At 38.4% G+C, this 22,307-nt stretch carries 27 protein-coding genes and 1 pseudogene; 4 read left to right on the top strand and 24 right to left on the bottom strand.

Annotated elements, in window-relative coordinates:
• Positions 1–150: 150 nt before the first annotated feature.
• Positions 151–1,311, top strand: coding sequence for a PucR family transcriptional regulator (locus tag MKY46_RS01450; protein ID WP_036121985.1), 1,161 nt, complete (start codon positions 151–153; stop codon positions 1,309–1,311).
• Between the two features lie 103 nt (positions 1,312–1,414).
• Complete coding sequence (locus tag MKY46_RS01445) at positions 1,415–2,311, top strand: DMT family transporter (RefSeq protein WP_036121988.1); 897 nt, start codon at positions 1,415–1,417, stop codon at positions 2,309–2,311.
• Positions 2,312–2,336: 25 nt separating this feature from the next.
• On the opposite strand, the gene MKY46_RS01440 is transcribed toward MKY46_RS01445, so the two are convergent.
• Complete coding sequence (locus tag MKY46_RS01440) at positions 2,337–2,915, bottom strand: YitT family protein (protein WP_036121991.1); 579 nt, start codon at positions 2,913–2,915, stop codon at positions 2,337–2,339.
• 181 nt (positions 2,916–3,096) lie between these two features.
• Here MKY46_RS01440 and MKY46_RS01435 point away from each other — a divergent pair, with 181 nt between their 5' ends.
• Complete coding sequence (locus MKY46_RS01435) at positions 3,097–4,386, top strand: DUF2252 domain-containing protein (protein WP_036121994.1); 1,290 nt, start codon at positions 3,097–3,099, stop codon at positions 4,384–4,386.
• Positions 4,387–4,436: 50 nt separating this feature from the next.
• On the opposite strand, the gene MKY46_RS01430 is transcribed toward MKY46_RS01435, so the two are convergent.
• The 21 genes and pseudogenes from MKY46_RS01430 to MKY46_RS01330 form a co-directional block, all read right to left on the bottom strand.
• Positions 4,437–4,958 (bottom strand): DUF2179 domain-containing protein, encoded by a 522-nt coding sequence (locus MKY46_RS01430; protein WP_004227692.1) that lies wholly within the window; start codon positions 4,956–4,958, stop codon positions 4,437–4,439.
• Between the two features lie 256 nt (positions 4,959–5,214).
• Positions 5,215–5,565 carry a VOC family protein gene (locus tag MKY46_RS01425; RefSeq protein ID WP_036121996.1) on the bottom strand — a complete coding sequence of 117 codons (351 nt, stop codon included), beginning with the start codon at positions 5,563–5,565 and terminating at the stop codon, positions 5,215–5,217.
• Between the two features lie 159 nt (positions 5,566–5,724).
• A pseudogene (locus tag MKY46_RS01420) lies at positions 5,725–6,162 on the bottom strand (solute carrier family 23 protein); the annotation flags it as partial.
• A gap of 134 nt (positions 6,163–6,296) precedes the next feature.
• Positions 6,297–6,572 carry a hypothetical protein gene (locus MKY46_RS01415; protein WP_330493659.1) on the bottom strand — a complete coding sequence of 92 codons (276 nt, stop codon included), beginning with the start codon at positions 6,570–6,572 and terminating at the stop codon, positions 6,297–6,299.
• 864 nt (positions 6,573–7,436) lie between these two features.
• On the bottom strand, positions 7,437–7,841 hold the full coding sequence (locus tag MKY46_RS01410) for a phBC6A51 family helix-turn-helix protein (protein ID WP_259419699.1): 405 nt from the start codon (positions 7,839–7,841) through the stop codon (positions 7,437–7,439).
• The gene (locus tag MKY46_RS01405) at positions 7,826–8,338 is read right to left on the bottom strand and encodes a hypothetical protein (protein WP_259419698.1); all 513 of its coding nucleotides are present in this window, start codon (positions 8,336–8,338) and stop codon (positions 7,826–7,828) included. Before MKY46_RS01405 ends, MKY46_RS01410 begins: the two co-directional genes overlap by 16 nt.
• Before the next feature lie 62 nt (positions 8,339–8,400).
• Complete coding sequence (locus MKY46_RS01400; protein WP_259419697.1) at positions 8,401–8,679, bottom strand: DUF2577 domain-containing protein; 279 nt, start codon at positions 8,677–8,679, stop codon at positions 8,401–8,403.
• Positions 8,680–8,728: 49 nt separating this feature from the next.
• Positions 8,729–10,978: a phage tail protein gene (locus MKY46_RS01395; protein WP_340833629.1), complete on the bottom strand. Its 2,250-nt coding sequence runs from the start codon at positions 10,976–10,978 to the stop codon at positions 8,729–8,731.
• Positions 10,979–11,031: 53 nt separating this feature from the next.
• On the bottom strand, positions 11,032–11,367 hold the full coding sequence (locus MKY46_RS01390; RefSeq protein ID WP_330493661.1) for a hypothetical protein: 336 nt from the start codon (positions 11,365–11,367) through the stop codon (positions 11,032–11,034).
• A gap of 259 nt (positions 11,368–11,626) precedes the next feature.
• Positions 11,627–12,724, bottom strand: coding sequence for a DUF5309 domain-containing protein (locus MKY46_RS01385; RefSeq protein WP_259420571.1), 1,098 nt, complete (start codon positions 12,722–12,724; stop codon positions 11,627–11,629).
• Entirely contained in the window at positions 12,724–13,176 is a 453-nt protein-coding gene (locus MKY46_RS01380) for a hypothetical protein (protein WP_259420569.1), read from the bottom strand. Before MKY46_RS01380 ends, MKY46_RS01385 begins: the two co-directional genes overlap by 1 nt.
• Positions 13,177–13,341 (bottom strand): hypothetical protein, encoded by a 165-nt coding sequence (locus tag MKY46_RS01375; RefSeq protein ID WP_259420567.1) that lies wholly within the window; start codon positions 13,339–13,341, stop codon positions 13,177–13,179.
• Positions 13,342–13,465: 124 nt separating this feature from the next.
• On the bottom strand, positions 13,466–13,729 hold the full coding sequence (locus tag MKY46_RS01370) for a hypothetical protein (protein ID WP_259420565.1): 264 nt from the start codon (positions 13,727–13,729) through the stop codon (positions 13,466–13,468).
• 47 nt (positions 13,730–13,776) lie between these two features.
• Positions 13,777–14,019 (bottom strand): helix-turn-helix domain-containing protein, encoded by a 243-nt coding sequence (locus tag MKY46_RS01365; protein ID WP_101967000.1) that lies wholly within the window; start codon positions 14,017–14,019, stop codon positions 13,777–13,779.
• A gap of 62 nt (positions 14,020–14,081) precedes the next feature.
• The gene (locus MKY46_RS01360) at positions 14,082–15,044 is read right to left on the bottom strand and encodes a hypothetical protein (protein ID WP_259420562.1); all 963 of its coding nucleotides are present in this window, start codon (positions 15,042–15,044) and stop codon (positions 14,082–14,084) included.
• Between the two features lie 20 nt (positions 15,045–15,064).
• Positions 15,065–16,264, bottom strand: a complete 1,200-nt coding sequence (locus tag MKY46_RS01355; protein WP_340833627.1) for a hypothetical protein — start codon at positions 16,262–16,264, stop codon at positions 15,065–15,067.
• Between the two features lie 400 nt (positions 16,265–16,664).
• Entirely contained in the window at positions 16,665–16,919 is a 255-nt protein-coding gene (locus MKY46_RS01350) for a hypothetical protein (RefSeq protein WP_259420610.1), read from the bottom strand.
• Positions 16,920–16,934: 15 nt separating this feature from the next.
• Entirely contained in the window at positions 16,935–17,114 is a 180-nt protein-coding gene (locus MKY46_RS01345; protein ID WP_259420608.1) for a hypothetical protein, read from the bottom strand.
• On the bottom strand, positions 17,080–18,036 hold the full coding sequence (locus MKY46_RS01340; protein WP_340833625.1) for a DUF3102 domain-containing protein: 957 nt from the start codon (positions 18,034–18,036) through the stop codon (positions 17,080–17,082). The genes MKY46_RS01345 and MKY46_RS01340 overlap by 35 nt, the downstream gene beginning before the upstream one ends.
• Positions 18,037–19,415: 1,379 nt before the next feature.
• A complete protein-coding gene (locus tag MKY46_RS01335; RefSeq protein ID WP_340833624.1) occupies positions 19,416–19,637 on the bottom strand; it encodes a hypothetical protein in 222 nt (73 codons plus the stop codon).
• A gap of 43 nt (positions 19,638–19,680) precedes the next feature.
• Positions 19,681–19,938 (bottom strand): hypothetical protein, encoded by a 258-nt coding sequence (locus tag MKY46_RS01330; protein ID WP_319839450.1) that lies wholly within the window; start codon positions 19,936–19,938, stop codon positions 19,681–19,683.
• Between the two features lie 131 nt (positions 19,939–20,069).
• On the opposite strand from MKY46_RS01330, the gene MKY46_RS01325 reads away from it, so the two are divergent.
• Positions 20,070–20,300 carry an LLM class flavin-dependent oxidoreductase gene (locus MKY46_RS01325; RefSeq protein WP_259420601.1) on the top strand — a complete coding sequence of 77 codons (231 nt, stop codon included), beginning with the start codon at positions 20,070–20,072 and terminating at the stop codon, positions 20,298–20,300.
• 147 nt (positions 20,301–20,447) lie between these two features.
• Here the strand turns inward: MKY46_RS01325 and MKY46_RS01320 are convergent, their stop codons facing one another.
• The gene (locus MKY46_RS01320; protein ID WP_175400688.1) at positions 20,448–20,603 is read right to left on the bottom strand and encodes a hypothetical protein; all 156 of its coding nucleotides are present in this window, start codon (positions 20,601–20,603) and stop codon (positions 20,448–20,450) included.
• A gap of 653 nt (positions 20,604–21,256) precedes the next feature.
• Positions 21,257–22,258 (bottom strand): tyrosine-type recombinase/integrase, encoded by a 1,002-nt coding sequence (locus MKY46_RS01315; protein WP_259420458.1) that lies wholly within the window; start codon positions 22,256–22,258, stop codon positions 21,257–21,259.
• Positions 22,259–22,307 lie beyond the last annotated feature (49 nt).

Raw genomic sequence — 22,307 nt, 5'->3', positions numbered from 1 at the left:
CTGAAATCTGCTCACTTCACGGTTTACCGCTGAATGAGCAGATTTTTTTGTGGTGGATATCCATTTGCATGAATACAAATGGTTTTTTATGAACAAGTAAATTTATAATAGAAGTTAGTACCTTACTACAAGAAAGGCAATGGTCCGTTTATGAATGTAGAAAATTTTTTACAATTACCCATTACAAAGAATTTCACCGTTGTCGCTGGCCACAACGGTTTGCATAAAGCTGTTCAAAATGTAGAGATTTTAGACTTTGAATTTTCACCAGACATACACCATGTGCGAGATACAATTTTCACGCCCAACAGCGTTGTATTAAGTAGTTTATTATTTGCCAAACAAAAGCCTGAGTATTTATTAAATGCAGTAAAAAATCTAGTGGAGCTCGGGGCGAGTGCCTTAGCTTATAAGCCTGTTATTTTCAGAGATTTACCTGAAGAGGTTTTGACTTATGCAGAGGAACAAGATTTTCCTATTTTAAGATTTGGTGGAGATGAGTTTTTTGAGAAGATTATTTTAGAAACAATGGCCTACGCTAAAACACAGGATTATTCATTCTTTTTAGAAACGATCTTACGGAGATTAATGGAGGAAGATATTACACAAGAGCAAATCAAATCCATTTTACAGCAGCTCAATAGACCCTTTGAAAAATATGTATTTGTAGCAACTTTACGAGCAAGTGACACATCTCACCATAACTGGATGCAAGCTATTTTTTCGTTAGAGCCACTACTTAAATCAGGTCTGATTTGTTCCTATAAGCAGAGCCTTTTTATCATCATGACACATCCATCCCAGCTGTTTCAATTTGACAAGGTGTTACATGAATGGTTAGCATTATATGCCATCCCAACGGAAAAGATCACTTTTGGCTATAGTAGTAGCTACGATACTCAAACTGGCTTCCCTATTGCTTTACGCGAAGCCTTCTTTGCTAGTATATTAGCTGAGATTGACATGCTGCCTAGCCTTCATTATAAGCATCTCGCATCGGATCGTTTATTAATTGAGTTGTATCGTAAAGATCCCATATTTGCAATGGATTATGTTACTTCTTTTTTAGCTCCTTTACTTGATGATAAGGCTGATCCCGATTTAATGGAAACTGCCATAACCTATATCGTAAAAAAAGGAAATATTAAGGAAGTTGCCGTAGCACAATTTTGTCATCCAAATACAATTCGCTATCGTATGGCTAAAATACGTCATTTAGTAGCACCGACAGATAATGATTATGTTTTTTATGAACACTTAGCTGCAGCCGTTAAATTGTACTTATTACATAGCAAGATAGGTTTTGAGTAATCGCTTTGGAATAAGTACAAAAAAACGCCTGAATATTTAGAAATAAAATCAAATTCTTTTCCTCACTCCTATGCTATTCTATTGAAGTCAGGAGGAAGAAAACATGAAAACTTACATAGCTGATGGCATGCTATTGATTACTGCAATCGTGTGGGGTAGTGGATTTGTTATAACGGCTATTGCCTTAGAATATTTAACAGCTTATCAAGTGATGGCTGGTAGATTTTTATTAGCTTCCATTATATTATTGGTTTTATTTGGTTCTCGATTAAAAAAAGCTTCGAAATCTGTTATTTGGAAGGGAGCTTTATTAGGTACAATTCTGTATATAGCATTCGCCCTTCAAACCGTTGGACTCCAATATACAACACCGTCTAAAAATGCCTTTTTAACCGCAGTGAATGTTATTATTGTTCCTTTAATAGCCTATGCGGTTTATAAACGCCGCATTGACGGCTATGAAATCATTGGTTCTCTAATTGCGATCGCAGGAATCGGCTTTTTATCACTACAAGGCTCATTAACAATGAATGTTGGGGATGCACTTTCTCTAGCATGTGCCGTTGCTTTTGCCTTTGATATCTTTTATACTAATCTTTTTGTTCAAAAAGAAGATGCCATTGCCCTTACCATTATTCAATTTCTCACGGCATCCTTTATAGGTGTTCTAGTCGTCATTAGCCAAGGGGATATCCCGACATCACTCGAAAAAGAAGCAATCTATTCGATTATTTACCTAGGTATTTTTTCTACGACAATTGCTTACCTCTTCCAAAATGTAGCCAATCAATATACAACTGCTACTAAAGCTGCGATTATCCTATCGACTGAATCTTTTTTCGGTATGGTGTTATCCGTCATTTTTTTGCATGAAATCTTAACAAGTCGCATGGTCGTAGGTGCAATACTTATTTTACTGGCTATACTCATTGCAGAGATCAAACCAGCACACCCTAAAAAGAAGCTAATGAAAACACTTGATAATCAGACGCCAAAATAGTTTCAGTTTTATACTGGGACTATTTTTACGTTCCTGATACTCGACTAGTAATAACGCTTGTCGTAATGCCCACTACCAACACGGTAATAATGGATAATAGGAAGGTTGATGTGGATAATAGGAAGCCTCCTATAACAATAACAATGGAATCAATAAAAAATATTAATATTCCAACATTGATACCTGTCTTGTCACAGATAAATTGAGCGATTAAGTCTGTCCCCCCTGTGCTTGTCTGAAAACGTAGCATCAGACCAATGCCGAAGCCAACAAGTATACCTCCCAAAATGGCACTGTAAAGCGCATCCATTTGGACAAGATTTCGCACAGGCTTTAACAAATCAATAATTACGGAAGATGCTATTAAGCCATGTATACTATTGTAAAAATAGGCTCTATATTTAAACCAAGCAATAATAAAAATGGGAATACTAATAATAATGATCATTAAACCGATTTTGAGCTTATATAGATAATGTAATATAAGCGCTAACCCTACTACTCCCCCATCTAAAATTTCATATGGCGTTAAAAATAAATTAATTCCTAACGACAATGAAATACTTCCTACTATAATGACAAGACCTTTTGTAAAGAAATACATATAACCCCCCTCCGTGATTAAGCATGTCTTATAGTATGAAAATAGGTTATCGAACATGTTATGAAATACCCTTAGATGTATAACCATTTTTATCGAGAACATTTGCTAAATTTCTTCGAAACCTATTCAATTATTTTTCGTATATACAGGTAAATTTTGATTTAACAAAGGGGATTATTGTATGGAGCATGCTTTATTGGAACAAGTTAAACATACTAGAACTTTTTTAAGACAAGAACAATTAGAAACAATCTTTGAAGAATTTGATGTTCAACGAATGAGTTTAACAGAGGGACAGCGCTTGGAAAAATACCGTAAAATGCTTGAAAGCCCATTTCGCTTTTTCCGTGGAAGTGCCTATCTATTTTATTTTGATATGACAAAATCCGCCTCAATCTTCCATACTCCTGATAGAAAACCAACTTGGATTCAAGGTGATATGCATATGGATAACTTCGGTGCTTTTCAAAATGAGGCAGGCGAGATTGTTTTTGATGTTAATGATTTCGATGAGGGCTATGTCGGCTCTTATTTATACGATATTATTCGCATGAGCGTCAGTATTGCGCTCTATTTAGAAGAACAAGGCTTACATAAGACAACTCAGGAAACGGCTATTCAGTATTTTCTCCGTAGCTACATAGATCAGCTAAAACGATTCCAGCGTAAGCAGGATAATCCTTTAACCTTGATGTTCACAAAGGACAATACAAAGGGACCAGCAAAGAGATTATTGAAAAAGCTTGATAAACGCCAGCGATCTCATTTTTTACAGGATATTTCGTATGTAAATGAGGATGGTCAGCGTGCCTTCTTATGGAATGAAGAAATTCAACCTGTTACTAGTGAAGAATACAGCGCCATTTCAAACGCACTATCTACATATAAAATTAGGGACATAGCTTATAAGTATGGCTCTGGTACAGCTTCCATCGGTTTAAAACGTTACTATATTTTAGTGGAAGACGAAAAAGGTGCGTCAGGAGTCGAGGATTTAGTGTTAGAAATGAAAGAGGTACGTACAGCAATTCCTGCCTACTTCCTCCCTTATCAGGAACTATTTTGGGCTCATTATGAGCATCAGGGAGCACGTGTAGTCGGAACTCAAAAAGCTATGCACCATTTAGAGGACCCACATTTAGCCTTTATCACGATGAATGGACAGGAATTTTATATTCGTGAACGTTCTCCTTATAAAAAGAAGATTAAGCCTAAAAACTATAAGGATGTAGAGGATTACTTTACTACAACATCACTTATGGGGAAAATTGCTGCTAAAATACATGCACGAGCTGATATCGATTATTCTCATGTTTTTACCTATCACAGCGAGGAGGAGATTTTAAAAGCGATCGGCAAAGAGCGTGATGTATTTATAGAGCATACAATTTTACAAGCCATGAGCTACAAGGAAATTGTCTACACAGACTTTAGTTTATTTAAAGACTGGGTAGAAACAAAATTTAATTAACATCCTAAAAAAGGGACCTCGGCATTTAGCAGAGGTCCTTCCTTATTAAATTATTTTTGCTTAGCCTTCATACGAGCAAGCAAAAAGCCGCCCTTAAATGATTTAGGCTCATACGAGATAATAAAGGCATTCGGCTCAAATTGCTCTACTATTTGAAAGAGCTCCCCTTCACGATTTCTCTTCGTTAAAATTTCATATTTATAGCGATTACTATCTCGCCCTTCTCCGATATAAATCGTGACTGCAAACCCTTCGTTACGAAGAAATTTCACAAGCTCTTCATTCTTATTTTGCGTATTAATGGTTGTATAAACATAGCCTATCGCTAGCTTACGTTCTATTTTTGCTCCTAAAAATATACCTAATCCAAATCCAACTGCATAGACAACCATAGATAACATGCTTTGCTTCCCACTAAAAACGAGTGAAAGGCCAAATACATACACTAACATCTCCAGCATACCAAATATCGCTGCAAGGAATGTAATATTCTTTACCAAAAATATTGTTCGTAATGTTAAAAAAGGTACATAAACTAATTGAAGAATTAATATTAAAACGATACTTTGCATTTGTACTAGCCCTTTCTCAGAGTAGTTATATATAAGTGTATGTTGAAAGAGAGAATTACATTCTATTAAAAACCATCCTCATTTTTAAATTCCCCTTATAACCCGATATTAAACATCGAACATAACAAAAAAAGTGTAATTTTACACCTACACTGTTATATGATATTATCTAAAAGAGTTGAGGAATAACATGATGATGCTGCTATTAATCGTAAGCTTAGGCATGGAAATTGGTTTTTCATTGATCAATGTTATATTACTTTTCCCAAAGCTCTATACGTCTTCCTTCAGGATCTTCAATCCAAATGAATTGTCCAAATTCATTCATCGTCTTGTCCATTACAAAGGGAATACCCATTTTTTCTAAATGCTTGATGCTATCATCTAGATTTTCCACTTGAAAGTTTAACATTACTTGTTGTTCTGTTGGAAAATAGCTATCACTTTCAGAAAAGAAAGAGAAGACCGTTTCATTGTCTGATTGTGGCGTAATAATAGTACCATTCCAATTTTCAATTTCAATGTTCAAGACTTTACTGTACCATTTTTTGATTTCCTCAAGATTTTTAGTTCTCCAAAAGATCCCTCCAAAGCCCTTTATATTCACAAATAACCCCTTCCTATCCTATTATTAGTTATTCATTCTAAATTCTAGTTTTGAGAGTGAATTCCTTCTATTTCTCTGTTCATATCTACTTTTTTACACAAAAAAGTCACCTACTTTCAACTAAACGACTAGTCAAAAATAGATAACTTTTAGGATTCTTTATACTTCACCATGCATCGGGTCTTGCTTATGCTTAGGCCCAATCATATTGAATAAAATATTAAGGATAATCGCTGTGACAGAACCACAGACGATACCGTTGGATGTTAAAATAGACACTTTTTCTGGTAGTGCATCAAAAATGCCAGGAACGACTGATACACCGACCCCTAAACTTACTGCAATCGCAGCAATCATCGCATTTTCTGCTGATTCGTTCATAACTGGTACAAGCATCCCCATACCTTGTGTAATCACCATTCCGAACATCGCTAACATTGCCGCACCTAGTACGGATGTTGGAATAATCGTTGTTAATGCTGCGATTTTTGGTAGGAAACCAAGTGCTACTAGTAATCCACCTGTGATGTAAATGACTTTACGGTCTTTTACGCCTGACATACGTGTAAGTCCCACGTTTTGTGAGAACAGGTAATACCGAGGCTCCTATTCATTCGTTATATAATTAACTATATTACATTTTATTAATCCCACATATTAGATAGTCGCCTATTAATAACTATCTTCTTTTTTCCAATATACACTACTATCAACACGCTCTGCAATAAAACTTATTCGGTTTTTTCCAATCTCTCAATTTCAGACGTTAGATATTCCTTTATTATTTTAGGTTTATTATCTCGATAAAAAATAGAAACCGCTAAATCGCAAGCGTCATCTTGTATTCTCTCTTTACTGGTACGTGCATGTACAAATTCAATTACGGCTACCTCTAGGTTATTTAATCTACGTTCCCCATTCCGTAACTTCTCGCTAAAGTCTACACGATCCTGCATTTTACTAAGAATTATGCGAATTTGACCATCCGTTAGATTTAACTCCTCCATAATCTCTCCGATAGTAAACGAATCTTTTTCCCACATTTTTAATCATCTCGCTTTCACTTCGCTATTCTAGCGTAAATTTAAACAGCTAGGTATCCGCAAAATTACCTCAACTATATAAAGAGAATTGAAGGAAAGTCGTCCGATATTATTCGGTAGCACTTTGAGATATTGTTATATTACGGAGAAATCGCTATGACGCAAAACTGACGCAAGTTAAATCAGATTAAAATATTCCTAAAATAGTAATAAATAACATATATAACCTATGCAATAGGCAGCATTCAGACGATTCCACACGCACTACTATCCGACACAACTATTTTCGCTACGTCTGACAGCGCAAAAAGTCGGCTTGTTTTTAAAATAGTATCTGTAATTATCGGACAGCAGAAAGCGCCTGTAGGAAATATGCGGCTTGGGGAATTTTCGATTTATTCGACGCTAAATTGACGCAATGAATACAGACTGAATAAATATTCGTTTATAACTTCCCATAAGCTTAATTATGTAAACTAAAAATAGCTACGAAACGTTGATACAACTGACTTTTTCAACTTCTTCATAAAAACAATATATACACAACCTTATACATTGTTGATATACCGCAATTCTTGCGACTATCTCTGTTTATACATGCGTTACAATACTGCATAAAATGCTGTATAAAATATCGGATAAATTGTCAGATAACGATTTGTTTTCAAGGTAGCGCGTCCGCCAGCGCCTTCTACCCGATGTTTCCTCGTATTTCGGAATCAAACGGAAGCCTCAACGCTCCTTTAACGCAAAAAAAGACGGCAGTCAGCCGAAGCCAACCACCGCCATTTAACACTTTAACGCTCTAAAACGTTGATATATCGCTATTTATAAGCGTGCTTTAATACTCGCCAACTTAGCTGCAACTGCATCTGGATCGGCTGTCGGCGCTTTAATCTCAAGTTCCGCCTTGTCAACGAGCATACCCATCGTTTGCATGTATAGTTTCATCATCGAGGCATTACCCGCCTCACATTCGTTAATAAGCGCCTGCATAACCCGTGTACGATTATCAGCTAAATACGTATCCGTTACCGCTGACTTATAATCTAACATCGCAGGCAACTGTCTCCATTTACGCAATGTTCGATCAGATACGCCAATCTCATTTGCAATGTCAACATAAGAACGACGCTTACCCTTCGGTAATAGATCGTTTTCATAAATTAATTCGGCAGCCTTCGCCTGATCGGCCGTCAGTTCTTTTAAAATACCTTCTAGTTTACTTGCCATTTAACTAACTCCTCTCGTTTATCAGCGTAGTATTGATCAAAATTTCCGTCATAGTCACCTTTATAAGCATCCTCGAAATAAACGGAATAAGGTGTTTCTTCAATGATACTTACAAGCATATCCGCTAAATTTGCGAAGTGCATTCTACTATTACCATTTGTAGCGATCCGTAATAAAGCAGCAATCAGTGTACACGTAGAACCTAGTATTAAATCCTTTGCTTCTCTCGCAACCTTTAGCATACCTAACCAATCGTTAACACGTTCTTGTTCACCCAACGGTACAATTTCCTTTGCCGTTAGTAATAATTCTGCGTAATCTGCTAAAAACGCCTTTATGTCTGCTAAATTACGTTTATATGCCTGTTCTGCCCAAACGTCACTAACAGGTGGGAACGGTATTTTACAATAACCTCGCTCCATATTTGCCGCATCAATCTCACTTTGTAAACGCTCAATGTCCGCTTTTATTTCTTCCATAGTTGATGATCGTTTCATTTCATCTACTTCCTTTCTTTAATATAAAAAAGACAAGCACATTTAAGCGCCTGCCTTCTTCGTCATTCATCCGATAACGATAATACATATAGTTGTTGCTGATGTTCTGCTTCGAAAACTAACACACGAACGCCTACTTTCAGCTTATTCTCGTATTCAATAGTCGCGACTTGACCGTTTATCCTCACCGTTTCAGTGTAAGGCAATAATTGCGGATTGCACACGAGAAAAGGATCAGGCGTATCAATTGTGTCACCGTCCAGGAGAATACTAATTGGATTCTCACTCGTAACGGTTGCTATCTTTAGAGTACCGCCAGGATTATATCCCACGGCCTGCATTATCCCAACCAACCGCGTACCACCACTACCTTCTATAGGAACCTTTGGTTTAATAAGCAACTTGCATCGCCTGCTTTTCTATTAATTTTGCTAACCCTAACGCAATCTTGTCGATGTCTGCATTTTCTCGAACTTCCATCTTTTCAACATTAAACGTAGGAGTAATGTTAACAACGCTAGGTGTACTTTTCTCACTACTAGGGACATTTGTTGTGCTGTACGATTTGTAGGTTGCCTTATTTACCACGCCTCGCTCTACCTGTTCGTACTTTATATGATCAAAACTCGAACCCGATGTTCTTCCACTTAAAAGCGAGCGATATTGATCCGCCTCTTGCGCCGTTAATACCATTTCATTGCGATGTAATAGCGCCCGGTAATTATTCGATGGTACTCTTGCCAGTCCATGATAATGTGAGCCATCCGGTTTACCACCGTTCCCCGGAATCAACTTCTTAGCCCAACTGACAGCGCCTGAACCAATCTTTCCAATCCAATCCGGAACTTTAACCTTCCCTAAAATACTTGCGAACTCTTTTAAATGTCCAGCAGCCGTACTTATCCAGCTACCTACTGTTTTAAACACTGGCGTCAACGCTTTTACCACTTCCGTTGCCATACCGAATGCTTGAGTAAACGCTCCAGCCAGGAATGCTACGAATGGTCCAACGATTGTATCCCACCCCAAACGTAATACCTGGAATACTACGCCAAGCACCGCACCAAACAACTTGAGAATTGGTCCAGTTACTCCCCAGAACATCTGAAACGCTGCTGTAATGAACTGAATCGCTGGAGCAAGTACGTTATTCCACGCTAGAACCGCAATATCAGCGATAATCTTTAAATTCGTCCATAATCCGTTTAAGATTGGCTTCACAATGCCCCATAATGATTGAAGTACCGGCACTACAACGTTGTATATCGAGGTAAATACTGATGAAAACTGTTCCTTCATCGTTGCAACTCGCGTCATAATGGCGTTGATTTGATCCGATGAAAACAAAGCCTTTAGCACGCCTCTAACTCCGCCTACCTTAAATAAATCGAATAATGCACGAACTTTCGTTTTGATTCCGTCTACTATCGTGTTAATCTGATTCGCAATATCAGGAGGAAATAGCGCACTAATTAAGCCGCCTGTTCCGCCTGTCTTAAATGCGGACATGAGCGTTTTAACCTTGCCGACTATGCCGTCAATGATCCCTCTAAACGTTTTACTGTTTTCGTAAAGAGCCTTAAATCCAACGGCTGCAGCTGATATCCCCATCGCTATTAGCGCGATTGGATTTGCCAACGCGGAAATTGTTCCAACTACAGCCAAAGCACCAACAAACGTTGCGAATGCGCCTGCAGCATAAGCAATTGGTTTACGAAACTTCACGAATAAGTCATAGAGTGCTATTGCTCTGTCGGTCGCTTTGCCGAGCATACTACCCAATTTATTGCTGATAGAAGTCGTATCAAGACCATCAAACATCTTATTTAGTCGCCTTAGAAAGTCCGCTAGTTTTGTATTGCTTTCCATTCCTATGTTTTTAAAGAACGTCTGTGACTTTTCCTCAAGTTGTGACCACAATCCTTTTGTCGTATTTCCCATCTTATTAACCATTTCATCTGTAACGCCCATTTTGGTTAATAATTTATCCAAACCGGCCATCTTAGCAGACATGCCGTCCATTTTAGTGATTTTTTGCAATTCCTTTTTATCTAGTCCGACCGCCTCGTACATTGAAACGTAGTCACCTTGCATAAGCTCTTTTGTTGAGAAAGCCGCCTGTTGAGTGTCTACGCCAGAAAGTGCTTGTATACGTTCAACTAGTCCCCAAACTTGTTTTAACTCATCAAGGTTCTTACTGATTCCTATGAATGCTTTTGAGTTTGTCATCATATCCGTACTGTTCAATACCGGACTATCAATTGCCGCCTTCTCAATCATTTGAAGATACTTTTTAGCTTGCTTATCATCGCCAAACATTCCACTAATAGCCATCGCATTTTGTTCATATCGCGCTGCAGCCCCAATCGTAGCATCAAAAAGACTGGATGCAGCATTCGCCGATAAATAAGCTCCCGCTAATCCAACAAGCGCGCTTTGCATACCGCTGAAACTCGCACTTAAGCCGCTAGCCCCCACGCGTAAGCCTGTCATCCGAGTAGAAAAGTTACCCATACGATTTGATGTTGAAGATACAGCGCTCCCAAACCTATTTAACGCTGTTTGAGATTGACTTACCGACTCACTTGTCGCTCTGCTTGTCCGATTCATGCGCTCCATCAATTGCGTTAATCTTCTCATACGGGACGATCCCTGGTCCCTCATTCTGAAAATTGCCGTTAGATTTATGGCCATTAGATACTATCAACTCTCTTTGCGACTAAATCTGCTAGACGGTCAGCTTGTTGACTTGCCGTAATGTATCGTTTGCGTGCGCTTCTATCACCCTCGGCGTATTCGATAGCTGCATTCAGCGACTCTAATCGTTTACGAGCATGGTCCGCTTGGATACGGCCACTCATTGCAATAGCTAGTAATGGTACTTTTAAAACGGTTGCCTGTTTAATTTTTAATTGCGGCACTTTACCGTGAAGGCGTTCAACTTCTACTACAAACTTAGCTGCAGCAAGTATTACTTCGTTATCGTCTAGTAATTGCGTTATTTCCTGCTTACGTTTGATTAGTTTCATCCCTTATATCCCCCTTGCGTTATTTTGAATAAAAAAAAGAGGCGCCGTAGCCGGTAGGAGCCACGACGCCCAAAATGCGGTGCTACAATACCGCTGAGTTCGGAGATTGGACACCAGGTTTTCCACGCCTAATGCCCTATGACAATTTACAGCCTCGTAGGTAAGACACGACTCACGCCGCATCAAAGGCTTGGTGGCGGAATAATCCGCCGTAATAAAAAAGAGGCAGCGAAATTAATCGCTAACCTCTTGGAATCTATTAACCTAAGTTTTTAATACGTGCGTGTGCTTTCTCTTGCTTAAATTCAAGTGTGTATTCACCGATAATCATGCCAGACTTTCTATCGCCATTCTCCGGTAATTCCTTATGGAAGAACGATCGACCGCCTAAAGGCTTAATTGCCATACGGTTAATATCGACGAAGAAGATTTCATCGTCTTTTACGTTGTTGTTCATGATAATCGGGAACTCTCCAAAATCGGTAACTAATTTATCAACTGTTTGTCCACGAGACGTCTCTGATTGAACAATGCGGACTTTATCGCTTTGTAAATCGCTAATAGCAACCTTTTGCACCGGTGAAACGATGTAAGCGTACTGACCTCCGCCAGCTAACCCACCATTTTTAAACACTGCATGCGCAATATCACGTAGCATAGTTAAATTAACTGCTGTATTGCTAGCGTTAACTACATTGGTTTTAATGAATTGGCGAATACCACTCATTTGACGTACAGAACCATCATCATACTTGATTCCACCGATTAACGCCTTTTCAAGTTGCAGCGCAAGTTCTAACTGCTTCTTAGCTTTTTCGTAGTTATATAAGTCGTCAATACCATATTGAGATACTTCTTCCGCGGATCCCGTTACTGAAACAGTGTCAGTAAAGATTTGCGTATAATTATCGACTCGAACACGTTGCTTGCTTCGAGCCTGTGTTGCGTCGGCACCTTCTGCTTTCTTAACGAATTGGAATACAAGCTTATCACCTACCACAATTGGAGCTGCATCTGTATCCGAGTAGCCACGCTCAACTGTAATTGTTTTGTCAAATGTATTTATACCTGTTACGAGTAAACGTTCTTCGTTAACATCTACGACAGCATCAACTACAAACGGCTCAACGCTATCAACTGCAATAGTTGTATCACTCTCCGTCGCTGGCGAGGTAGCTGTCGCAGTTGTTGCGAACATCTCATCTTCATACCAAATATGCGCTGTATTTGTTGTTGGTGCACTAAACCCTAAAAGGTTAATTAAAGGCGTCTGATTAGGATTTAATAATAAAACCTCATCTACTACCGATTCTTTTTTACCCACTAAGTTTGTTGTTTTAATTGTATTGTATGTCATTATCTACTACCTCCGAATTTTTTAAGTGTTTGTTTTAGTTTTGAATAACGTGCAATGTCTTCCGCACGACCACTTCGCTTTGCAACTGCAGCCGCATCTTGTAATTGCGCTTCATAGACTGCCTGCTCATTTGTTTGGCCAGCGTTTGTTGGAGAGCCGACCGGTTTTGGTTTTGGCTTTGCCTCCGATAAAACTGCGACTAGTTCATCCAATGAAGCATCATCGAGTTTTTCCAGATTTAAAAACGGTCGCAACTTATCAAAGTTAGTCACGCCAGCTTGTTCAAATTTTGATTGAATTTCTTGTTCTTTTGCACTCGCCTTTTGTTCGGCAATTTCTGCTTTAAGCTCGTCTAATTCTCTTGCCTTTTCAAGCAACTCGTCTATATCCGGAGTTTCTTTTTTTGGCTGCTCATCGACTTGCTCAACAACCTCGATTTGATCTTCTGTCATTTACTCACCCCCTTCGGAAAGCACTTGAATGTAATCAGACAATTGCCGAATTAATTCTGCGCTCTTTTTCCGTTCGCGAGCTAAACGCTTTTTAACGATCTCATTGACTTCCTCTTGCGTAAATATCTTCGTTTCTACAGTTACCTCATGTTTTTCGATTGTCATAGATATTCCTCCCTCTTGTTTTGGACCCCATTGAAAATTTGCTACGTATATTGACATGAATCTGTCATTTCGCTTGATTTAAGCGACGATAGAGCATTAGGTAAGGTGTTTGTTCATCTCAACGCTAACCCGTGTCTAACGAAGGCTTTTCCCCGATTTCATGTACACTTTTGTTAATCCGATTTTCTATACGTTTTGCTGCTCGATAGTCCGATTCAGGAACTCGCCACTGTAAACCGACGACTTGTCCATTCTTTTGGTATGTTGCTATGACTGACCAATCGCGGGACCTTTTAATGTTACGGATTTCACGCTCATGCGAGCTATCGATATAAAGTGCAAATGTTGTTTCTGTCTGCCTCCAAAGTTCAGCGGTAATCTTAGTCATCCCCTTTTACAATTATTTAGCCAAGCTCAACACTTTACGTTTGATAATTAATGTGTTATTGTGTAATCATGGATAATTCCATTTATTTTTTCGAAGTCGCGCAAAAAAGCAACGAATTCATCTGTAATTTCAAACTGTCGAGTGATAGCAGCTAATAACGCAGCTGACGGATATTTACGCATGTTCTCTACTTCACTAATTGTTGTTCGAGCGAAGCCGATTTTTGTAGCGAACTTTTCTTGAGTCAAACCATGATACGAACGTAGCGCTTTAATCGTGTGCGGTTTCATCACTTGTCCTCCTTTGTATTTAATTGTTCAATTTTGACACTAGGTGCTTAAAATAAAATGGGCTACTGCCCTTCACTAATATAGGGGTTCGTCCGACGGATAATCTGACGATAAACGGCTATTTTATCAACTTTTTCAGCAATTATTTGGGCCTGTTTAGCTTCGGCCAACGTTTTATATTTGACCATTTCCCCATGTTCATAACTTTCATTTTTCAGTTTTACTTTGAACATAGGCTTCTTCTTCATTATCTCCGTTTCAACCTTATAGGAGGGCTGCGTTTCCTCATGAAGTCTATATCGATCATCCGCCGACTCACCATAAATAGGTGCATAATATTCAATCGGCAAATACGAGCCTGTTTTATCAAATCGCTTTTTCGATTCATGCGAGGCTTTACGGCATGCATCACAACAGAATCGGCTATCTACTCGCTTTGATTTACTATCGCGTAAGTTATCGTCTTCAATAGCGAACATGTTCAGACAAAACATATACTTACATCTCCGAAACTTCTTACGCTCGCGGACGTAATACGAGTAATCCAGCACAGTAGAATAATACGGTAGCGCATCGAATCCAAACGTGTGAAGCAACGCCATATATCGGAACAATGACCATTCAATTATCGACATTAAATCATTATATAAATCCGTAATTGTAAATTCGGAACGCTCAACATATGCTTTATCGTTAACAGGCGGATTCGCCTTGATACGCTGACGATCCAGATACTCCGATAATTTAGCAAACTCTCTAGCCATCCCTTCTAGCGTTGTAACCTTCGCAGTTTTTAGTGGTACGTCATCTACATTTGCAAACCGCTCAAGTATTGACGGGTTCTTAGATTTCGGCATATCTTCGCTAGTCTTGACGTAGTGGTACGCCTTGAGAATTTTATGCGTGTAAATAGAGCCTGGATAGACGTTTTCATACGTTATAGTGATCCCTTCAGCTTTTGCATATTCGATTAGTGCGAACGTTGTTTTACTGGCTCTCATTTTAGCTGCGACTGCTTTCGTCATTGGCTGAATCCCCCTAGTTTTTATATTTCGTACTTTGCCCACGCATAAAGTAAATCTCTCATGCGCTTAGCAGGCACATATAATTTGATTGGCTTACCATTTCTGATTTGACTGCGCCATATCCATTGCAACATATCAGATAACGCTAATTTCGTCTCGTTCACTGTCAACCCATTATCTTGGAAAAACGACGTCTCAATCGGGTTCATGAAACGATTGTAACAATACATAAGCGTAGAACGATCCGCATACTCATTTGTGGCACGAGCATTCAATGCTAAGAATCCTTTCGTATATCCCTTACCTTTTAAGTCGTGCTGGCGTGCTTTTAAAGTCGTCCACAATACCTCTCCGGCTTTAGCTTTCGCATGACTGCGGATGTATGTGTACATATTTGACTTTATTCCAGTTAGCTCATCTCGCTTGTCACGACGCTGGAACCATCTACCGGAAAATGCCGTGTTCGTATTCCCACAATCATTTAACGGACCTTCGTATATATCCATGAGCGACAGTAATTCAGCACGTGGCTCTCGCTTCGCATCATACGGCACAATCTCTCCGTCACAAACTGCTTTTAACTCGTATGGGATGGAATATAAATCGAAGTAGTATTTCATAAGCTGCGCGTCAAATAAATAAGTCAAGACGAACACATCCGAAAATGTCTCGAATATTGACGGCGGAAACGCATAGATAAGATACTTCTCACGATGATAAAACAGCGTCCCTGCCTGCGCTAATAACTTGATACGGTCAAATACTCCATATTCATATTCGTGATCCTTCGCTGTCCATACGACTCTATTACATTCCATTTCTACGAATCCCTTGTCGAGTAAAATTCGCATGTCTGACGGCGAGACGCCGGCCTTATCGATCACATTAATAACTTCGTCAAGAATGAGCGTGTAATTGTTAGCTCGCAGCAAATCACGAAGCTCATCGTCCGCCATTTCAAATAACGCATGCGTGGTAGCAATATCTACGCCATCTTCTATCAATCTCTTAAGACTCGTTAATTTACGTCCACCTTCTACATTATTGGTCGGTTGAACAAAATGGCGCTTGTCCGCAGCTGCGATAACACGTTCAATTTCTGCAACGAATGGCGTTACATAGATGAAACGTTCTAACGGTGAAGCATTGTTGATACGATCAATTGCATAGGTAGTCTTACCCGCACCCATAAGCGAGTCGATTACGGTTACTTTTTCCATAGCGATTACCTCCGATATTAGTAGCATCAGCACTTCTACAGAATAAAAAGTGCAGAGCATCTTATTCAGACGTTAATTCTGTTATTTAAACGTTAATTACCTCGTTAATACACGTATTCTATTTACTCCCTTAAAGATACGATATAAATAAGTGCTGACAGTGTGAGGCATCTTTTCAGCCGAAACACTCGGCGTAGCCGGTAGTTATTGATATATCGCATATATCGTCTATCCATTGCTACGCAAGCATTTCAATTTGCTATGCAAATCTCATGCGATAGTAGGTGCACTTTTTATACCGTTGTCTTTAAGGACGACACCTCACAAACGTTGATATGACGCGGTTTAGGACTGCTGTTCTGCACTTTTATATTGAAGAAAGTGCTGGCGGATAATGCGGTCACACAGTGTAGTAAAACGTTCCGTTGCTAACTTCTTCACCGTACCCCGACCCGTCCGCTAGTTCTATCGATTTAAACAGCGTCCAACTGATAAATGTCTCCGTTATATCCCATGTACGAATCGTATACTCCTCGCTATCTTTCTCGATATAAACACGGTCAAAATCCCAATCTACAATTTTATATGCGGGATTATTTTCAAATACTTTCATCACTAAATCGATAATTGGCTGCGGTACATTTACTTCTGTCATTTTAAATTCCTCCTATTAATTAGTAGTGCGTCTTGCTTCCGATAAAACTAGCTGTAATGCGGGTGTATCTTCGAAAATGAATACGCTAAGCTGCTGATTGTCAGCGCATGGCTCGGTACGTAATATGCGATGTCCATTTTGCGCAAGTATATTCGCCACTCTAAGCGACCGAACTGCCTTTAGTTTGCGTTTCATGCGGTTGCTCCTCCTCACATTCTGTAAAATCACCATCAATTATAGTAATCTTTCTACGAGTACTGATAGCTGCTCGAATCTCATTAACTTGCGCTTGTAAACGTAGAATCTGTTTCTCTAAATAATCTACAGAGTCATCTGATGCGTGCTCAATGTTTGTTTGGAAGAATGCTCGTTGCGTTGTGTATGTTTCAATCGATAGAATCACACTAGCAATCGATCGAGTTATGCCTGATAATGCAGATTCATCGAACCTTCGCAGTTTAGCATCTGATTTCTCTAATGTTCGGATACGCGCATTTGCTTCATGAAGTTGACCTAATAATTCATCACGTTCCATAGATAAATGAGAATAAGCACCGTCAATTTCTCCTGAATAATCTTCATTTTGCATCTCCTCCAATTGACTAATTGCAATTCGCTCACTCTTTTGAGCAGCTTCGACCTGTTCTTCGAGGATATATGTCTGTTCTAGCAATTCGGTAACATCGGACTCACTTTTCGCTAGACGTCTCTTTAGGTCAGCTAATTCGCGAGAAGTCATCTCATCTATTGTCTTTTCTTGTCCGTTCGGCAACACATGCGGCTTCTCAATTACTTCCGATATATCGCCAACTGTGCTTGAAATCTGTGCTAGCGTTAGCAATTTAGTAAGCGACTGACCCGACAGCGCTGTCGCATGCTCGTTTAATTCCGTATACACCTGGATGAAGCGTTGTGCTTGGCGTGGATCAATATCCATCGACTGCAGCCATTCCGTCCATTTGCCCGACTCAATGACGTTCTCTTTGACGTGTTTTAGATGCTTACCAATTTCGAAGATTGCTTCGCCAGCTTTACGCATGTTCTTACGAATCGCTGCTTCGTTTGTACGTAAATCTAATGATAAAATTTCGATTTTTTCAGTTGATGTAAGTTGCATGTAAATCTCTCCCTTTGCTGATTATTTGCTGAATATCTCACGCCGATTGATCGACGGAATTGCCTCCTACTATATACACCCCGTAAAATGATTCTTTTTGGGACAATATTTCAAAAATAATTCCTACTATATACTCCTCGGTAAAATTTAATTTCTTTAACACTATTCATAAAAATAATTCCATACTTTACATAGCAGAGTAATTTTTATATTTGATATCACTTTTATATAAAAAGATGAATTGGGTCATCCTAATAATTAATGCGGACTAAAATTTAATTCCGTTAACACCTCTGATGAAATTTGCCCCCCCTACTTTGTATACCCGAATGAAAATTCAGTTTCGGACATGTTTTGATAATTTTCTTCCTACACTTTACATAGGGGATTAAAATCTTAATTTGATATCACATTTTGAAAAGTTTTCGTTCTACTGTATACTGCACACTAAAACGATAGATTTTGGGACAAATAATTTAAAAAACTTCGTCCTCACTTTGTATATACCGATTTTTCAATGACGTTTGGGACAAATTGAATGAAAAACTTGTTCTACTACTTAAGCGGACTTGAATATGACATTTTGCAACAAGAAGCATGAAAAACTTTTCTTACTATATACACCCAGTAAACTATTTAATTTTGGGACAACCTTTCAGAAAAATTTATTACTACTGACTTATATCCATAAAATCTCCGTTTGTCGCACTTTTATTAAAATTAATTTCCTTCCCTACTAAACTTATAGCCACAAAAAATGAGTTTCGCACACTTTCGTTTAAATAATTCACTTACTATACATAGTGGACTCAAACCTCTGTTTTTGGGACAGCTTCTAAAAATTATTTCTTCTTACTTTTATATACCGATTTTTCAGTGTGTTTTGCATCAAGTTTCATGAAAAACTTTCACCTACTTTATGCTGGTCTGTAAAATTTAATTTTGTTAACACTTTCTGAAAAATTACCTCTCATATTACATAGCAGACTAAAATGTTTTATTTCGGGACAGAATTCGGAAAAATTATTCCTACTGACTTATATACAAAAAATTTCTGTTTGGCACACTTTCAGCTAGCCATTTTATATCGATTTTGTGACAACTTAATAACTGCCCTTTCTACTTAACTACTATAGAAAGATTTCATGGTTCGCACACTTTTACGGAAAATAATTTCAAAATGCGATACCATCGCGATACTTACGAGTTTGGTTTCGGACACCTTAAGCATCTCCTTACTTGACTAATATAGATAAATTTTGAATTCCGCACACTTTACTCATAAAATAAGGCTAAATACCTAAGAACTATATCGATTTATAAAAAAAGAAACTAGAAGCGTCTGCAACCGCCTCTAGTCAAATTCGGAATATTGTTTATTACACCATTACGTATACGGATAGAGCTATTACGATAGAAAACGCTGTTGTACCGTAATACCACACTCTAAGTTCACCTTCCTCGCCTTCTTCACCGAAAAAATATGCATCCACTTGCTTCGCTGTATTGGCGGCTGCTTTCGTTAGTAACTTAATGTATGCCTTCTTATATTCGCGTTCAAGCGACAGCGCTGTCGCATTACGTTCTTTTATTGGTTTCATGCAGTAATACCTCCAATCGCAGTTGTCGCGAGTATGAATGAGTTTAAGCTAATACTTTCGGTGCTTGCGCAAGGATCGCCAGCAATTCGATAGGTTCTGCGGTATCCAATTCGGAAAAGATTGAGCGTGCCTCATCATCCCACTTGAATAAAATCTCGTTATCACCGATGTAAAGAATTGCATCATCTTCGTATCCTGGCTGCTTAAAAACTTCTAAATACACACCGTCAATAATCTGAGTTCTTTCTACGACATAAGAATATCCTGGCTCAACTTCGAAAATTTGCATTTGAGTAAACATTAGATAACCTCCCGTTTTTTACTTCTTGGTGTAAATTTAAACGAATTCGTTTAATAAGTCAACTGTTTTACACGAAAAAGTTTAAAAATATTTACAAACGTGTTATTGTAGAGTAAAAAGGGGTGTTTTATATGAATATTAAAAACGAAATTAAGAGCTATTTAGCAGCTACCGGTATTACTATGACTGAACTTGTTGAGAGATTAAACAAAGATTTACCGGAGAACAAAAAGACGTCGGTACAAAACTTGTCTAATAAACTAAGTCGCGGATCGTTACGCTATGATGAGGCGCAACAAATAGCTATTGCAATTGGAAAGCGTATTGAATGGGTAGACAACAAAAAAGACGACGGCCAATAACGGCTATCGTCATACTTTGCTGAAATAATAGGAGGAGCTACTATGTTGCAAAACCAACCTTAAAATAATCTTCTAGCTCCAACAGTATACTTAACTCATTTTCAGTTAGTTTCAAGAATACCACACCTTTTTCTACACATTATACCATTATTTAGGTTTTATGACCGGTATCGTTTTTTCTAATACAGCTAGTACCCTCTTATCTCTCGATTTCTTCTTTCTTGGCACTGTAGGCAATCCATACCTTTCGCTTTGTTTCCTTACTCCATCGGCTATTTTCTGCATTTGTTCTTCTGTTGGCATTATTAAACACACTCCTTTTTATTAAAAATATGTAAAGCGTGCTGCACTCTATGCTCCAATAACCAAAAACACCGATATCTATTGTATATTGACGCTTGACAACCGCACCCAATAACTAGCAGAATGGCGCTCGCTCTATGAAATCGGCTGAAACGTAGTTACCTTATATCTAAAACTCAAAAAAGAGAAATAGACATAAAGTAAATACGCAATAACTAGCGTCATGTGACGTCTGATGTTTCTCGTTGCCCTGTTCGTATCGGAATCTCTTCCGCTATGACCTCATACAATTACTGTCCTGTATGCGCGTATTAACGCATGATCATAGTTACCCTCTCCGCAAAGAGCCAGTAAACCTACCGCACCATAAAGCCGTGCTCGCTATTCGTCGCTACGTTAACAGGGAAACGTGTATCTGCGATATATTCCGTAGTTTGCGATGTGACGGACGGCACTGACCAGGTTAGATTAACGACGAATTAGTGGGCTACCTCGTCGGACTACCGAAAAATAGGCGCACTTAAATAAGCCTAGACGTTGTAATTTTTTCGAAAAGGCTGTACAATAGCTATACATTGGTGTGTATGCTATCGCTTTGCGGTAGTCATATTCAGTTGAGGTCGAGTGTTAGCGCACTCGGCTTTTTCTTTTGCCTATTTCCTCTTTTTATAAGCCATTCTGTTTAACGGGCTGTATAAATCATGTTGATGCCTTATCGTTTTATCATCGAAAAATACATACTTCCGAGTGGTTGAAATCTGTGAATGCCCCGCTATAGACTGGACCGCAAAAACTGACGCTCCATTTTTGAGCATTTCCGTAATAGATTGCCTTCTGAAATCATGACAGCTATATTTTTTATTGATTCCTGCCTTTTTCAAATACCTAGCTAAATTTCTTCTGAATGTGTCCGAAGCTAATCTTTCACCAAACCAATTTAAAAACACAGCTTCATGGTTACCGAAAACCTCTTTATTTTCGTCCATTAATTTAATCAGTAGTTTTAACGTGTGATTAGTAATTGGTATTGTTCGGTATCGTCTATCTTTAGCTTTTTCTGGAGGTAAAACAATTTGTCGACGCACAATGTCTATGTCACTACAATCCAAACTTATTGCCTCGGATATACGTAAAGCAGTGTCATACAAAACATGAAACAAGACGAAATCTCTCCATTGTGCCCATAATTTTTTATCTGGGGCTTCGAATAATCGCTTCATCTCATCTTCGGTTAATAAATCTACCCTCTTTTCGTCTACTTTCAAAAATTTAATAGATTCCATAATGTTTTTTTCAAGTAACTCCTCGGTAAATAAAAAGCTATACCAGGTTTTTAAAAACCGAATACGAGCATTTACTGTCTGAATAGATAACCCTACACATTTCTGCTTGAAGTTGTAATGATGTTCACGCATATAAAGCATGTAATCACGGACAATGACGACTGTTAATTCATCTATTTTATTTATTTCGTAATCTGAATGCTCTAACCATCGAACAAAAAATCGATAATGCTCCTCATAAGTTATAAGCGTTGTTCTTCTAACTTCTTCACCTTTTTTTGCGGAATAAAAATAATCAAAAGCTTGCTTAAATGTGAACGCTAGTAAAGGTTTTTCTTCTACAGTTCTTCTAACGTGTACTCTTTTACGCATACAAAAAAGCCACCTACTTTCAACTAAATTAATAGTCAAAAAATAGGCG

Source organism: Lysinibacillus sp. FSL M8-0355, from assembly GCF_038008985.1.
GTDB classification, from domain to species: domain Bacteria; phylum Bacillota; class Bacilli; order Bacillales_A; family Planococcaceae; genus Lysinibacillus; species Lysinibacillus fusiformis_D.
This window is presented reverse-complemented; position numbering and strand designations above follow the sequence as displayed.